The organism is Pseudomonas sp. TREG-RG-20F-10-E-6-01, assembly GCF_022662455.1.
Classification (GTDB): domain Bacteria; phylum Pseudomonadota; class Gammaproteobacteria; order Pseudomonadales; family Pseudomonadaceae; genus Aquipseudomonas.
Genome location: NZ_JAKNQP010000003.1, coordinates 63,396 through 79,335, shown reverse-complemented (window position 1 = coordinate 79,335; position 15,940 = coordinate 63,396). Strand labels below are relative to the sequence as shown.

Genomic DNA, 15,940 nt, shown 5'->3' with positions numbered 1-15,940 from the left:
CATGTCAAAGTCACGCCGTTACTCCATCATCGGCCTGTGCGCCTTGTTGTTGATTGTGTTGCTCACCTGGTTTTTCTCCCGCTCAACCCCGGTGGCCGTGCCGCCGGCGATTGCCCATGGTTACGCCAAAGCCTTGAAGCAGGCGCATAACGGCGAACCCGGCGCCGCGCGCGTGCTGTACCAACAGCTTGGCCGGCCGGACCTGTCGCCTGAACGTCGCGCGGCCTTGCACGCCGAATTGCCCAACTACCCAAGCCCGCAGGCGCTGAAGCTCGCCGACAAAGACCTGGCCAATGATTCGCCAGTGGTGCGCGAGGCGGCGATCCACAGCATTGTCGGCCTGGTGCCCAGCGGCCAGCGCGTCTTGTTGCTGGGGCCGGTGCTCGACGATCCCGAACAGGCGGTGCGCTTTGCTGCCGCCAATGCCTTGCTCGGTCTGTCGCCGGACACCCTGGGGCTGTACTTCGGGCCGTTGCAGCAAGTGCTCGATGAGTTTGTGAAAACCCTCAAGGGTCAGCCGGAAACGGCCGAAGGCTGGATTCAACTGGCGCGCCTCTATATACACAGTGCGCTGCTGCCAGACGCACAAAATGCCCTCGAACAGGCCATGCGCTTGCAACCGGACAACCTGCAGGCGGTGGTCGCGCAAATCGAACTGCTGGACAAACAAGGCAAGACCGATGAATCGCGACAACTGCTGGCACGTCAGTTGGCGGCCCATCCCGACTCGGCTTACCTGCAGCATGCGCTGGGCATGTGGCTGTTGCACCATGGCGAGCGCCCGTACGCCCTGCTTGGTTTGTCCAAAGCGGTAGAGCTTGAGCCGGACAATCAGGATTACCGTTACGACCTCGCCACGACCCTGCACGCCCAGGAAGAGTTGGAAGCCGCCCAGCGTCAGCTCGAAGACATCATTCAGCGCCACCCGGCCAACCGCAAGGCGCGGGTGCTGCTGGTCAATTACTGGAAAGAAAGCGGCCAGCTGCAAAACGTGCAGGTATTGCTTGCGCAACTTGAGCAACAGAACCCGGATGACCCGGCGTTGCAGCAAGGCCTGTAGGGCGTTGCAAAAAGTTGTAATCGATACTGGGGCTTGTACAATTTTCGCGAAACGTTGAACCGCTACGGGCCTCCACGGTCAAGTGAATATGGCGCGTCCGAGGCGGCGCGTTCCTCTATTTGTACGTGACCTGAGGGCACTTCTTGTCTACATCCAACGAGCTGTTCAGTGAAAAGGCGGCCACCGGCATTGAAGGTCTTGATGACATTCTTTCCGGGGGGTTATCGCGCAGCCACCTGTTCCTGCTGGAAGGCGAACCCGGCACGGGCAAAACCACCGTTGCGCTGCATTTTCTGCAGGCCGGCGCGAAAAACGGTGAGCGATCCCTGTACATCACCCTCTCCGAAACCGAGCGCGAATTGCGCCAGGGTGCGAAGTCCCATGGTTGGGACCTGGATGACAATATCCACATCTTCGAGCTGACCCCGCCAGAGAGCCTGCTCGACGCCAATCATCAGCAAAGCCTGCTGTACTCCTCCGACCTGGAGCTGGGCGAAGCCACGCGGCAGATTTTTGAAGTGGTGGAGCGGGTCAAGCCAACCCGAGTGGTCATCGACAGCCTTTCGGAGATCCGTCTGCTCGCGCAAAGCTCACTGCGTTATCGTCGGCAGATCCTGGCAATCAAGCATTACTTCGTGCGCTACGACGCCACCGTGCTGCTGCTGGATGACCTGACCACCGAATCCCTGGATAAAACCGTACACAGCGTGGCGCACGGCGTGATCCGCCTGGAAGAACTGACCCCCAACTACGGCGCCGAACGCCGCCGCGTGCGGGTGGTGAAATACCGCGGCCAAAAATACCGCGGCGGCTTTCACGACTTCACCATCATGGGCGACGGCGTGCATGTATTCCCGCGCTTGGTCGCGGCCGAGCATCGCGGCGGGTATGTCCGCCAGACCCTGAGCAGCGGCATTGTAGAACTGGACAGGCTGATGGGCGGCGGCGTCGAAACCGGCTCCAGCAGCTTGATTCTTGGCCCAGCGGGCACCGGTAAATCCCTGATTTCCATGATTTTTGCCGCAGCGGCTGTGGCCCGTGGTGAGAAAGCGGCGCTGTTTATCTTCGACGAAGAACTGGGGTTGTTGTTCGAGCGCATGAAAAACATGGGCATCGACCTCGCCGCCCTGCAGGACACCGGCAACCTGCTGATCGAGCAGGTGGACGCGGCCGAGTTGTCGCCCGGCGAGTTCTCGCACCGAGTGCGCCGTTGTGTTGACGAGCGCGGGATCAAAACCGTGGTCATCGACAGCATCAACGGCTACCAGGCGGCCATGCCGGAAGAAAACGCGCTGATCCTGCACATGCACGAACTGCTGCTGTACCTCAATCGCCGGGGCGCCGCCACCTTCATGACCGTCGCCCAGCATGGGCTGGTCGGTGACATGCAAGCGCCCGTCGACATTACCTACCTGGCCGATACCGTGATTTTGCTGCGTTACTTCGAAGCACTGGGCAAAGTGCGCCGGGCCATTTCGATCATCAAAAAACGCACCGGCACCCATGAGTCGACGATTCGCGAGTACCGCATTGGCAGCCGTGGCATGACGGTGGGCGAGCCGCTCGACAACTTCCAGGGCGTGCTGCGCGGCATTCCGACATTCAACGGCAGCGGCTCACCTTTGCTCAAGGAAGAGGGATCGTGATCAGCGTTTCCTCTGCCTCCGAGCGCGCGATTATCCTGGCGCCAATGGGTCGCGACGGCTCACTGGCGCTGATGATGCTGAACGAAGCTGGCTACAGCGGCATTGTTGCCAGCAACCTGGCAAACCTGTGCGAATTGCTGGAAGAAGGCGCCGGCTTGTTGGTGATCGCGGCGGAAGCGTTGCGCGGCGTGGATCTGGAGCCGTTGCTGGAGCACCTGCATCAGCAGCCCGCGTGGTCCGACTTGCCGATCGTGCTGATGACCCATCACGGCGGCAGCGAGCAGAACGGTTCGTCGCACCTGAGCGAGCTGCTGGGCAACGTGACCTTTCTGGAGCGCCCCTTCCATCCCGTCACCTTGATCAGCCTGGTGAGCGCGGCCCTGCGCGGCCGACGCCGGCAGTACGACGCCCGCGACCGCTTGATTGACTTGAGCGAGAGTGAACTGCGCCTGCAACGCACCATGGAAACCCTTGAGCAACAAGTCGAGGAGCGCACCGCGCAACTGCGCAGCAATGAAGAAGCCTTGCGCCAATCGCAGAAGATGGAGGCCGTAGGTCAATTGACCGGCGGCATCGCGCATGACTTCAACAACATGCTCACCGGGATTATTGGCAGCCTGGAGCTGCTGCGACGACGCATTGCGCGCGGCAAACTCGATGATCTGGACGGCCTTATCGACCTGGGCGTGACCTCGGCCAACCGCGCGGCCGGGTTGACCCATCGCCTGTTGGCGTTCTCCCGTCGCCAATCGCTGGATTCCAAGCCCGTGGGGATCAACCAACTGGTGACCTCCATGGGTGAGCTGCTGCAACGCAGCATCAACGAAAGCATTGCCCTCGACATGCGCCTGGACGCTCAGCTCTGGACCGCCGAAGCTGACCCCAATCAACTCGAAAGCGCCCTGCTCAACCTGGTGATCAACGCGCGCGACGCCATGCCGGGCGGCGGCAAGTTGGTGGTTGAAACCTCCAACCGCCACCTGGACAACGTGTTTACTGCGGCCTACGGCACTTTAAAGCCCGGCGACTATGTAGAGCTGAGCGTCAGCGATACCGGCTGCGGCATTCCAGAACACCTGATGGGACGCGTGTTCGATCCGTTTTTTACCACCAAGCCCATCGGCCAGGGCACAGGCCTGGGGTTATCGATGATCTATGGCTTTGCCCGCCAGTCCCATGGCCACGTCACCATCCACAGCGAAGTGGGCAAAGGCACCACGGTAAGCCTGTTCCTGCCGCGTTTTGTCGGTGAAATGCAGGCGCCGGAATACCTCAATCCTGCGTTGACGCCCTATGCCAATGCGGGTGAAACGGTATTGATCGTCGAGGATGACCCGGCGGTACGCGTGCTGGTCAGCGCCGTGCTCAAAGAGTTGGGTTACGCCTTTGTCGAGGCCGGTGATGCGGACACAGCGCTGCCGATCATCGAGTCCGACCAGCGTATCGACTTGCTCATCAGCGACGTTGGCCTGCCGGGCATGAACGGCCGGCAAATGGCGGAAATTGGTCGGCAGATCCGCCCTCAGCTCAAGGTACTGTTCATCACCGGTTATGCCGAACACGCGGCGGTGCGCGGTGGCTTCCTTGATCCTGGGATGCAGCTGATCACCAAGCCATTTACCTTTGATTTGTTGACAGCGAAGGTGCGGGAAATGATTCAGGCGTAAGCCAGTGACTGCACGTTTCCGCAATATCTGGTGGCTGACAGGCCGGAACCGGTACTGAGGGATTCGACACGAAGTTTCAAATCGCGACGCATGAAAGCTGCCCGTGGTTAACCTGAAACTTACCTCACGAGTCCCATCATGATCGCTTCGCGCAATGTTAATCCCCTGCATCAATGGCCGCTGACTGCTGCACCCGAGCCCCCCACAATACGCCGGCCACGCTTGGCGGATCGGCAGAGCAACCCGGCGGCCCCGCACGCAGCCGACCGTACGCAAGTCGAAGGCGACAGTGAGCTGGCAGGGTATCTGGCGCAAACGCTGCGCACCGCGGCAAGTACCGGACGACTGGGCGACATCGACCACCTTCCGCCCGCCTCTGCCTTCGGCCAATGGTGGTCACACCTGCACGATTTGATGAAGAGCCCGCACTTTGTCAGTTGGGCAAAGCGTCAGCAGATTGATCTTTCAAAGCCTATCGAGATCAATCCCCGAGACAACCTCATCAGCGCATTCGTTAGCGGTCAGCGCAAACCCTTTTCAGGCTTTGAGCATGGCCATCTCTGGACCTCGATGATGGCGCCGATCATGCGGGCGGCAAAAGCCCTGACGTCAGACTCTGGCTATATTCTCAGCCCCTCAAGTAGCACATCGGCGCCTTACCGGGCAGTCGCGGACTTTTATGGCGAAGCCATCACTGGGCAAACCCGGGAATCCGCTGAAGCCCGTGCAGCACAGCTCGAAGCGGCTAAAGCGTTCACCCCTTCCCGGTCCAGGCCAGAACGCTCTGCGCAGGTGTTGCGACAAGAACGCGTCAAGCTGGCCAATGTCGATGACCACAGCAACGTGGCCTTGAAACTGATCGCTATCATTCAGGAAATCGACGACTTATCCGAACAGTTGTTATACCGCACCACCAAAGATCCCCTGGACAGCTTGTACCTGCCACCCGCGTATGTTCAAAGCCGGATTGAGCAACTTATCCGCGACAAAATGAGCAGCACCCACATCACGTTGCATGCCGATTCGCCCATCAGGTTGTTGCAGGCGGCCCCCACGGTCAGCCTGGACACACACCTCAGCGACAACGGCTGGGACAGGCCCCGCAGCCGTGACGAACTGTTCAACCTGGGACGGTTACTGACAACACCAGCCCTTTCCCAGCTTCCAGACGGCAATCTCGGCGGAGCCTTGTCCTGGCCAACGCCATTGAGTGATGACGATTGCCACAATTTGAGAAATTCCCTGCGCCAGAACACGCTGGGGCTCAGTGGTCTGCAAGATTATGACGAGGGTACCGGTGCACTCGGTTACCTGACGCGCAACCAGCGTTTTGCCCCGTCCGAACTGCATGACCCGCGGTGGTTTATTCAAAATCTTCTCGCTACGCCTGATGCCCAGGCACTGGGGCTGGCGCTGCAGGAAAAATTCAATGGCGTCTCGACCCCGCAGAGCCTTAACGACTGGACGCTGGCAGCCCTTGGCGCGACCCTGGATAAAGAATCCGAGGCAGCAAACACCGGGGCGCCAGCCAGAACCGGCATTGCCGGTTTTGATATCGCCGGTCATCAACATTGGGGCCAGCATCCTTCAACGGTGGTTGCGGGGCTGGTGACGCACTTGGTTTCCACGGGCCGTGCCAGCGCCGAGTTAGCACCCGTTGCGGCCCATCTGTTGCTGTCACGCCGAGCCCCTGCTTTTTTGGTCAACGACATTCCCGACAAGGTGACGTGTGGCTCACACACCTGGGTCAGCTTCAGCACGGCGGTAGCGCGCCTTGAGCGCCAGGCGCCCGGTTCAACGGCGCGTATGACCTTTGCGCAGGTCATGCAGCGAGCCGATCTGGCACCTGTTACCGACCAGGACCGGCAGGTTGAACGCAGGGCGCAGCGCGATGCACTCAAAGATTGGGGGGTTGCCCAAGGCTTGATCGCGCTGAACACCCTGGATGACTACACCGACGAGCAGATCAACCGCGTCTCTGTCGCCTACAGCGCGCGAATTTCAGCATTGGGCCAAGCCTCACAAGCCCACTCGACCGCAATGCCCGAGCGCAGGGAGATGGCGCTGAAGGAACTCGAGCGTGTGTATGGTGACCTGCCCTTCGAGAAAAAATGCATCACCCCACTTGATCAGAGTCGCGACTTCCCCGGCCCGTACTCGGTGCTGGACCTTTACCTGCACGGGCAACTCGAGGCAACGGCATGGACGTCATCGTCCGGTGAGGTCGACACACGCACGATTGCGGGCCATGTGAACAAGCTTTCCGACATCAATGCTCTGTTCAACGCTGAACTTCAGCGCTACTTCCACGCGGCAGAACAGGCGACGAGCACGCACGTCAAACACCTGATCGCCACACTGCCTCTGGAAGATAGAAAAGCCATCGAGTACGGGAAAGTGACCCTGCTCACCGAGCACAGCATCACTCATACCGCCTTCAGCCAGAGCCGTGTCGAAACCAAAGTGCCCAATAGCGTGCTGCTCAAAACAGAGCTCGACGGCGCCGTCACTGTTTATGAAGTCAATGTAAGAGACAACAGCATCCGCCGGCGCGAGGAGCTCAAAGACCACCCGATCGGGCGTCAGACCGATGAAGCTGATAAGTGGCGCTATTCGAAAATGCTGCTGGAGGTTAAACCTTCCGGCCGTTACTCGGCGCATGTCGCTGAGGAAAACCATCGAGCGGGCACGCCCGACAGCTTTGCCAGCGAAAGGACCCGCTACATTGCCGACGCCCTGGTGCAAGACCTGAACATTCGGGCGCTGGAGACTGAGGCGCGGGGTGTGACGACGTTTGAAACAGAGGTGCCGTTCTACAAAAAAGCCCGCGAATTCATGCTGAACCTGATTCCCCTGCGCTCGGCAGTCCAGAATTTTCGAGCCGGCGCGGTGGGTGACGGCATCCTTGATTTGGCGTTCGACGCCTTCGGGTTCGTCGTGGGCCTAGGCGTTGCAGCCAAAGGCGCCAAGGCCCTGCAAGCAGGTACCAGCGCTGCGGCCAGGCTGGCCCAGGGCGTGAAGATCGTGGGCCGTGCTGCACTGGGCGCACTCAACCCGCTGGATGGCGTGGGCAGCCTGGTTTCCCGCACCGCGCGTGGGGTGCAAAAAGGCGGGCTGCATGCCTACAACACACTGCGCGGCAGTGCCGACAGTTACAGCCTGATCCATGCAAGTCGACATTTTGAGGCCAGCGCAGTGGGCACCTTCAAACTGGGTGGCGCCATCGCTGAAGGGCCGGCAGTGCTTCAACGTGGCAAGTGGTTTGCCTTCGATACGCTGAGTGGCCAGCCGTACGGCAAGGCTCTGGAGGATTTTCAACCCTCGATCAGGGCCAGCGGGGAATTACACGAGGCTCAGCAGATGGCCGGTGCAAGCGCCTGGCCCGCCTGGGTTGAACAACAGAAAAACGGTGCAGACAGCGTGCAGTTCAACCATGGGTATACCCAGGTCGACCCGCTGACGATCAGCGGCTATCACGCCGGGATGAAATCCGCCGAAGTGATGGCGCTTGCGCGCGCGCCTGGCCGCACACCGGCCGAGGTCGGCGCCCTGGTACGCCAGCGCGAGCGTTTGGCGGTGCAGCACAGCTTCAGCGGGGTCAATGCGTTTTACCAGCACATCAGCGTGGGCGGCGGCACGTTCACCCCTGTTCCTCAACTGTTCTATCTCAGCCAGACCACCCCGCTCAGCAAAGGCCAGTGTGCGGCAATGTCGCGCGTCATGGCGACGGCCATGGAGCAAGGCAAGCACACCCGTTTCGCCGCCAATTTGTTCAGCGCTGCGGCCAACCCCACCGCCGCCGAGTCCAGGCAGTTCGTGGCGAACCTGACGCACATTCAAAAGCAACTGGATACACCCACGCAGTTTCATGCCGGTGCGCCCGTTCGCAAAATGGGCTATGCCCAACTGATGGATGAAATCGCTGACGCCAGCGCCCCCAAAATCATGATGATCGGCACCGCCGACCACGCGATGATGATCGGCACGCAGGGCGAAGGCGTCGCGAAGCGGTTTTTTTATTACGACCCCAACTACGGCCTCGCCGAGTTTGCGAGCGCTGGCGCCATGAAGAAGAGCCTGGGCAAGCTATTTACCGACAAACACCTGCCGTTGCCCTACAAAACCGCGGGCAGCGACCCGACCAGGCTGGAGTTCAACGTCAGCACTCACAGTGATGCGTGGAAGAAAACCAACCATATTGCTGACACACATGTTCAGTCGCTGCTCGACGACGCCCTGGGCGCGAAGCCTTCAGTCGCTGATGCGCCTGTGCAGCCACCGCTCAAACCCAATAGCGCCAGTAAGCCCGCCGTGCAAAACGTTGAAGTGTTCATGGCCGAGGCGAAAACCCTCAATGACCCCACCAGCATCCTCAGCACCCATGGACTCGGTGACTGTTCGGCACTGGTGGTGCTGAGCGATCTGCACAATGGGGTTTACCGCAAACGCACCTTGGTGCACTTGAACGGCAGCAATCTGGAGGCGCCAGTGGGGTCTGAGGACAATGCCTTCGCCCTGCTCCAGCAGTTGAACAGCGCATTGGAGAATGGCGGCAAGGTCATTTTTGTCGGCGGCACGGCAACCCGCTCACCGCTGATGGTCGGCAGGGTCATAGGCCAAGTCGATAGCAACGGTAACAAGCCGTTGTTATCGATCCTGCAAAAGAACGATGTGTCCGTGACCTATGCCAGCTCCGTCGGGGTAGAAGTCTATCCCGATGGCAATTTCAAGCTGCGCGATGATGACGGTGCGGGCGTCTTTGACCGCGCAAAGATCAACGAAATTCTGGACTGGGCGCGCGACTGAAGCCGGTGAATGCTGCCGGGGACGGTGATACGCGTCCCTGGCACAACCCGTACTCAAGCCAACAATCGCTGGATATGCTCCTGCAGCGTATCCAGATCAAACGGCTTGGCCAGGATCGGCGCGTTGCGCGTGATCGGGCTGTTGCAGTCGAGGATTTCCTGCGGATAACCGCTGATAAAGATAACTTTCAATTCCGGTCGCAACTTGATCGCCGGTTCAGCGATCTGCACCCCGGAAATCCCGCCCGGCAGGCGGTAGTCCGTGACCATCAGGTCCAGGTGCGGCTTGGTCGCGAGGATTTCGAAGGCTTGCTCCCCATCAATTGCCTTCAGTACTCGATACCCCAGCCCGGCCAGGTATTCACCCAGCACGAACATAATCGATTCGTCGTCCTCGACGATCAGAACAACATCTTGTGCATCTTCACTCATGGGAAGCCTTTGTCCGGTCAATTGCTGCAGTTACGACCATCGGGTCACGCAGAGGTTGCGTCGAGCTGACGATAGATTTCACGCCGGTGTCTCAAGGGGCAGGCACACCCGAAACAAGGCGCCCTCGCCTATCTGGCTTTCCACCTCGATGGTGCCCCCGTGGGCCGCCACGATCTGCTCGGAAATAAACAGCCCCAAGCCCAGGCCAGCCGCCACATGGCTGGCCGAAACGCGCTCGAACTGCTGGAAAATTCGCTTCTGGTTGTCTGCGCTGATGCCGATCCCGTGATCACGCACCTCAACCCTTGCCTCACTATGCTCGGTATACACCCGTACTTCCACCGGGCTTTTGGCCCCGTAGCGCAGCGCATTGGTCAGCAGGTTGGAAATCACCTGCTCGATGCGGAACTCGTCCCAGTTGCCTTCTACCGGCCCTTGAACCTCCAGGTGCATCGACGACTCGGCGGCGGCCACTTGCGGCGCGAAGTTTTCCACCAGGTTGTGCACCAACTGGGTCAGGTCAAAGCGCGCCGGGCGAATCGACAGCTTGCCGGTGCGGATGCGTGACACATCGAGCATGTCTTCGATCAGCCGAATCAGGCTTTTGATCTGCCGCTCATCGCGATCGACCATGGCGTGCATCTTGTCCAGGGTGAACGCGGCGGCGTTGTCCCGGGCCAGGTGCATTTTTCGCAGTTGAGTCTCCAGGATCAGCCCGTTGAGCGGCGTACGCACCTCATGGGCGACGATCGACATGAAGTCGTCACGCATGCGCACCGCCTGCTCCAGCTCGGCCTGGGTGGCCTGCAGGCGGGTCAGCAAGAGTTCCTGCTCACGGCGGCTGCGTTCCAGCGCTTCGACCTGCAGCTTCATCGCCTTGCTCTGGCGGTACAGGTCGACGAACACGTTGACCTTGCTCTTGACCGCATGGATGTCCAGCGGCTTGTGCAGGAAGTCGACGGCGCCGCTTTCATAGCCCTTGAAGGCATAGTTGAGTTCACGGCCGGCGGCACTGACGAACACAATCGGGATATTTTTGGTCTTTTCGGTGCCGCGCATCAGTTCGGCCAGCTCGAAACCATTCATGCCGGGCATCTGCACGTCGAGAATCGCCATGGCGAACTCGTGCTCCAGCAACAGTGACAAGGCCTCGTCGGCGCTCAATGCCTTGTAGACCTGGCGGTCCTCGCGCTTGATCAGCGCTTCGAGGGCCAGCAGGTTTTCCGGCAGATCGTCGACGATCAGCAGTTTGGCCTGGACGGTACTTAACATGGGGAAGATTCCAGCAAAGCCAGCAACGAGCCAATTTGGCTCAGAGTCAGAATATAGTCAGGTGTGTGCAGGGCCAGGGCCGCCAGCGGCATCACGGCGATGCGTGCATCCTTGGGGTCTTGTACAACGGTCGTCCCGCCAGAGCGCTTGACGTGCGCCAGCCCGCGGGCACCGTCCTGGTTGGCGCCGGTCAGCAAAATGGCCAGCAGACTTTCGCCGTAGGCATCGGCGGCCGACGCAAACAGATAATCAATCGAGGGCCGCGAATGGTGTACGCGGTCTTCCTGGCTCAGGGACAGGCTGCGGTCATGCTCCACCGAGAGGTGATAACCGGGCCCGGCGAAATACAAGGTGCCCGCCTCGATCACTTCTTTGTCACGCGCTTCACGCACCGGGATTCGCAGGCGCCGGGCAAAGACTTCCGCCAACTGGCTGCGGCGTTCGTCCGGCAGGTGCAGCACGGCGACGATCGGCAAGCCAAAGCCCTGGGGCAATCCGCCAAAAATAGTCAGCAACGCCTCGACGCCGCCAGCAGAAGCGCCGACGACGATGGCTTCAATCCCGACAATCGGGTTGGCTGCAACGTCGGTCATGATTTGCGGTAGATCCGTTCCTGCTTGACCAGGGGGTCGAACTGTTTGCTGTAGGCGGAAAAATCCAGGGTTTCCTTGCTGCCCAGCACCAGGAAGCCGCGATGACACAGCGACTCGTGGAACAGTCCAAACGCTCGATCCTGCAATTTTTTATTGAAGTAAATCAGTACGTTACGGCACGAAATTAATTGAGTTTCTGAGAATACACTATCGGTCGCCAGGCTGTGGTCGGCGAAGGTCACGTTCTCACGCAGGGATTTGTCGAAGATCGCGTAATCGTAGGCCGCGGTGTAGTAGTCGGCAAATGAACGCTGTCCGCCGGCCTGCTGATAATTGGCGGTGTAGGCGCGCACGTTCTCCAGGGAAAAAATACCTTGCTTGGCTTTGTCCAGCGACGCCGGGTTGATGTCCGTGGCGTAAATGATCGTGCGCTCCAGCAACCCCTCCTCACGCAGCAGGATCGCCATGGAGTACACCTCCTCGCCCGTGCTGCAGCCGGCAATCCAGACCTTGATCGACGGGTAGGTTTTGAGCAGCGGCACCACTTCGCGGCGGATCGCCAGGAAGTGCGACGGGTCGCGAAACATCTCGCTCACCGGGATCGTCAGGAACTGCAGCAACTGCATGAACGCTGACGGGTCGTGCAGTACGCGCTCCTGCAACGCCGAGATCGTGGCGCAATCGAACTGGCGCAAAGCATGGGCCACGCGCCGTTTGACCGACGCACCGGAATAGTCGCGAAAGTCGTAGCTGTACTTGAGGTAAATCGCCTCAATCAACAGGCGCAGCTCAATATCGCTGCTTTTATCCAAAAAACGTTGCTCCACTTAAATACGTTCCATCTTCGGTAGCCAGACGCGAATCAGCGAGAACAGGCGGTCCAGGTCAATCGGCTTGGCCAGGTAATCGTTGGAGCCCGCCGCGAGGCAGCGTTCCTGATCGTCCTTCATGGCCTTGGCCGTGACCGCAATGATCGGCAGCTTTTTCCAGCGCGGATCCTGGCGAATCAAGGCGGTTGCCTCGTAACCGTCCATCTCCGGCATCATCACGTCCATCAGCACCAGGTCGATGTCGTCAACTTCATTGAGTTTGTCGATGGCTTCACGGCCATTACGCCCGATCACCACCACCGCACCTTTGTGCTCCAGGGCGCTGGTCAGGGCGAAGATGTTACGCACATCGTCGTCCACCAACAGGATTTTGCGGCCCTCGAAGACCTTGTCGCGGCTGCGGGCGGTCTTGAGCATCTTCTGGCGGTCATGGGACAGCTGGGATTCGACTTTGTGCAGAAAGAGTGTCACTTCATCCAGAAGGCGCTCGGGTGAGCGCGCGCCCTTGATGATGATCGAGCGCGAATACTTGCGCAGCTCGGCCTCTTCATCGCGGGTCAGGTTGCGTCCGGTGTAGACAATCACCGGCGGGAACGAGCAGATGTCCTCGGTGGCCATGCGCTTGAGCAGCTCGTTGCCGAGCATGTCCGGCAGCTTGAGGTCGATGATCATGCAGTCGTAGACATTGGTGCGCAGCAGGTCCAGGGCGGCCTGGGCGTAACCGACGTCGGTGATTTCAATGTCATCGTCGCCGATCAGGCGGGCAATGCTGTCACGCTGTAAATCGTCGTCTTCCACCAGCAGCACGCGCTTGACCTTTTGCGTCAGCTTGGCCTCCAGGCGTGCAAACACGTCCTTAAGCTCTTCGCGGGTGGTGGGCTTGACGGCATAACCGATCGCGCCCATGTGCATGGCGGCTTCGACGCGGTCTTCGACGGAGATCACGTGCACCGGAATGTGGCGGGTACTGGCGTGTTCTTTCAGGCGTTGCAGCACGGTCAGCCCGGAATGGTCAGGCAGGCGCATGTCGAGCAGGATCGCGTCGGGGATGAATTCCTCGGCCAGGCTGTAACCTTCGTCCGCACCGTGCGCCACCAGGCAGTTGTAGCCCAGCTCGTGGGCCAGGTCGAACAGGATGCGCGCGAAATTCGGTTCGTCTTCCACCACCAGAATGCATCGGGTGGTGAACGGCGCTTTGTCACGGTCATCGGCAAACCGCGGGATCTGTTTGACGTCAGCCACCGGCAGCGGCGAGACCGCCACGGGCTTGGGCGCAGGGGCGGCCACGGCCTGGCGCGGGTGCTCGACAGGCGCAGCGCCCTCCTCGCGTTCGACGTACTGCTCTGGCAACACCAGGGTGAACACACTGCCCTTGCCCGGCTCACTGCTCACGCTGATATAGCCGCCGAGCAGCGTTGCCAGGTCGCGGGAGATCGACAAGCCCAGCCCGGTGCCGCCGTAACGGCGGTTGGTGGTGCCATCTGCCTGGCGGAACGCTTCGAAAATGCTTTCCTGCTGATCCGGGGCGATGCCGATGCCGGAGTCGCGCACCGTAAAGGCAATGCCCTCGCCCGGCGCGCGGGACACCGACAGGCTGACTTCGCCCTGCTCGGTGAACTTGACCGCGTTGGACAGCAGGTTCTTGAGGATCTGCTCCAAACGCTGGCGGTCGGTGAACATCAGGGTCGGCGCATCGGCCTGAACCTCCACCTGGAAACCCAGCTTGCGGTCGGCAGCCAGCGGCTCGAACATGCCGCGCAGGCCGTCCACCAGGCGTACAACGCTGGAGTTTTCCGGGCGCACTTCGAGTTTGCCGGCTTCCACCTTGGAAATATCCAGGATGTCGTTGATCAGGTTGAGCAAGTCATTGCCCGCCGAATAGATCGACTCGGCAAACTTGACCTGCTCGGCGCTGAGGTTGTCCTGCGGGTTTTCCGCCAACAGTTTGGCCAGAATCAACGAACTGTTCAGCGGCGTGCGCAGCTCGTGGGACATGTTGGCGAGGAACTCGGATTTGTACTTGCTGGAGCGCTGCAGTTCGTCGGCGCGGTCTTCGAGTTCAAGCTGGGCCTGGTTCAGCTCGACGTTCTTGCGGTCCATGGCGTCGCGCTGCTCGGCCAGGGTTTGCGTCTGCTCGGCCAACTGCTCGTTGGTCTGCTCAAGTTCGGCCTGCTGGGTTTCCAGGTGGGCCTGGGACTCCTTGAGAATGCGCGACTGCTCTTCGAGTTCTTCGTTGGCGGTCTTGAGCTCTTCCTGCTGCACCTGCAGCTCTTCGTTGAGCTGCTGGGTTTCGGCCAGCACTTCCTGCAGGCGCTGGCGATAGCGCGCAGCTTCGATGGAGGTGCCGATATTGCCGGCAATCAGCTCCAGCAGTTCGACGTCACGCTCTTCCAGTGGGCGCAGGAAACCCAGTTCGATCACGCCGTTGACACGGTCATCGTCGCTGGTCGGCATCACCAGCACGCTGCGGGTGGCCCCTTCGCCCAGGCCGGAACTGACCTTGAAGTAGTCCACCGGCACATCGTCCAGGCGAATCAGACGATCGAGCTGGGCGGCCTGCCCAACGATGCCTTCGTCGCTGTAGATCGACTGCTCCTGCTGTTCCTGTTCGCGGGAAAAACCATACGTGGCCACACGCTTGAGACCACCGTGTTCTTCACGCACATACAGCGCGGCGACCGCGGAGCCCATGTACTGGGCAAAAAACTGCAGGATGTTACGGCCCAGCATGTTCAGGCTGAGTTGCCCCAGCACTTGTTCGGCCAATTCGGTCTGGCCGTTGCGCAGCCAGGCTTGTTGTTCCAGGCGTCGCGCAATCGTCTGCTGTGACGCGAGGTTTGCGCTGTAACTGTCTGATAGAGCGATTAAATTCTTGCGACCCACATAGGCAAGGAAGCCGCTCAGACCGAGCACAAAGACCAGGTACAACGTGACGCTGACAATCGTAGTACGGGTGACATCCTGGTTGCGGGTCACACGGAACTGCTGCTCCATGTCCACCGCGTTCGCGTATTCCTGGCGAATCGCGTCGGTCAGGCTCTTGCCACGGCCGGCCTTGACCGCGGCGCGGTAGTCACCGCTCTGGCGCTGCAGGTCAACCATCGATTGGGCGTATTTGTTCCATTCGACCTGCATGGCCTCAAGACGCTTGAGGCGATCCACCTGTTGCGGGTTATCCGCCACCAGCTCCTGCAAATTGCGCAAATCGCCAATGATCCGCGGCTTTGCGACTTCATACGGGTCCAGAAAATGCTCGTCGCCGGTGATCAGGAAGCCGCGCAGCCCGGTTTCCAGATCGACCGTCAGCTTCGAAGACTCATTGAGGTTATTGATGACCCGGTCGGTGTGCTCTACCCACTGGATCACCGACAACAAGTAGCTGATCAGCACGACGAAAAACACCGCGCTGACCACGCCCACGCTCAAAGGTAGGGCCACGTTGCGGCTCAGGAGGTTACGAAAGCTCTTTTCATCGACAGACGACGCGGGAGTCATGGGCATGCCTTGGCCAGGAACGGAAAAACTGGGAGTTTGCCCGAATATCGACGGCCAAGGCTATGTTTCTGCATTGATTTGAGGTGACTTCCTACGCTCTAGACGTGAATTTCCAACGGATTCTGTCCGAATTCATCATT

At 60.1% G+C, this 15,940-nt stretch carries 9 protein-coding genes; 4 read left to right on the top strand and 5 right to left on the bottom strand.

What is annotated here, in order from left to right; translation table 11 throughout:
• Window position 1 precedes the first annotated feature (1 nt).
• From L8K08_RS10815 to L8K08_RS10800, 4 genes are all read left to right on the top strand, one after another.
• Window positions 2-1,060: a tetratricopeptide repeat protein gene (locus L8K08_RS10815; protein WP_145160823.1), complete on the top strand. Its 1,059-nt coding sequence runs from the start codon at window positions 2-4 to the stop codon at window positions 1,058-1,060.
• A 143-nt stretch (window positions 1,061-1,203) separates the two neighbouring features.
• Window positions 1,204-2,706: an ATPase domain-containing protein gene (locus tag L8K08_RS10810; protein WP_145160825.1), complete on the top strand. Its 1,503-nt coding sequence runs from the start codon at window positions 1,204-1,206 to the stop codon at window positions 2,704-2,706.
• A complete protein-coding gene (locus L8K08_RS10805; RefSeq protein ID WP_242196572.1) occupies window positions 2,703-4,373 on the top strand; it encodes an ATP-binding protein in 1,671 nt (556 codons plus the stop codon). Before L8K08_RS10810 ends, L8K08_RS10805 begins: the two co-directional genes overlap by 4 nt.
• Window positions 4,374-4,511: 138 nt before the next feature.
• On the top strand, window positions 4,512-9,179 hold the full coding sequence (locus L8K08_RS10800; protein ID WP_242196569.1) for a hypothetical protein: 4,668 nt from the start codon (window positions 4,512-4,514) through the stop codon (window positions 9,177-9,179).
• 53 nt (window positions 9,180-9,232) lie between these two features.
• On the opposite strand, the gene L8K08_RS10795 is transcribed toward L8K08_RS10800, so the two are convergent.
• From L8K08_RS10795 to L8K08_RS10775, 5 genes are all read right to left on the bottom strand, one after another.
• Window positions 9,233-9,610 (bottom strand): response regulator, encoded by a 378-nt coding sequence (locus L8K08_RS10795; RefSeq protein ID WP_003217591.1) that lies wholly within the window; start codon window positions 9,608-9,610, stop codon window positions 9,233-9,235.
• Window positions 9,611-9,688: 78 nt separating this feature from the next.
• Window positions 9,689-10,882 (bottom strand): hybrid sensor histidine kinase/response regulator, encoded by a 1,194-nt coding sequence (locus tag L8K08_RS10790; protein WP_106579185.1) that lies wholly within the window; start codon window positions 10,880-10,882, stop codon window positions 9,689-9,691.
• Window positions 10,876-11,475, bottom strand: a complete 600-nt coding sequence (locus L8K08_RS10785; RefSeq protein WP_145160831.1) for a chemotaxis protein CheB — start codon at window positions 11,473-11,475, stop codon at window positions 10,876-10,878. Before L8K08_RS10785 ends, L8K08_RS10790 begins: the two co-directional genes overlap by 7 nt.
• Window positions 11,472-12,302: a protein-glutamate O-methyltransferase CheR gene (locus L8K08_RS10780; RefSeq protein ID WP_242196566.1), complete on the bottom strand. Its 831-nt coding sequence runs from the start codon at window positions 12,300-12,302 to the stop codon at window positions 11,472-11,474. The genes L8K08_RS10785 and L8K08_RS10780 overlap by 4 nt, the downstream gene beginning before the upstream one ends.
• Window positions 12,303-15,800, bottom strand: coding sequence for a response regulator (locus L8K08_RS10775; RefSeq protein ID WP_242196563.1), 3,498 nt, complete (start codon window positions 15,798-15,800; stop codon window positions 12,303-12,305).
• Window positions 15,801-15,940: the final 140 nt, after the last annotated feature.

Excerpts from the sequence above, each read along its gene's own strand:
- L8K08_RS10785 (WP_145160831.1), bottom strand. The coding sequence starts at position 11,475 with ATGACCGACGTTGCAGCCAACCCGATTGTCGGGATTGAAGCCATCGTC.
- L8K08_RS10795 (WP_003217591.1), bottom strand. The coding sequence starts at position 9,610 with ATGAGTGAAGATGCACAAGATGTTGTTCTGATCGTCGAGGACGACGAA.
- L8K08_RS10800 (WP_242196569.1), top strand. The coding sequence starts at position 4,512 with ATGATCGCTTCGCGCAATGTTAATCCCCTGCATCAATGGCCGCTGACT.
- L8K08_RS10790 (WP_106579185.1), bottom strand. The coding sequence starts at position 10,882 with ATGTTAAGTACCGTCCAGGCCAAACTGCTGATCGTCGACGATCTGCCG.
- L8K08_RS10815 (WP_145160823.1), top strand. The coding sequence starts at position 2 with ATGTCAAAGTCACGCCGTTACTCCATCATCGGCCTGTGCGCCTTGTTG.
- L8K08_RS10775 (WP_242196563.1), bottom strand. The coding sequence starts at position 15,800 with ATGACTCCCGCGTCGTCTGTCGATGAAAAGAGCTTTCGTAACCTCCTG.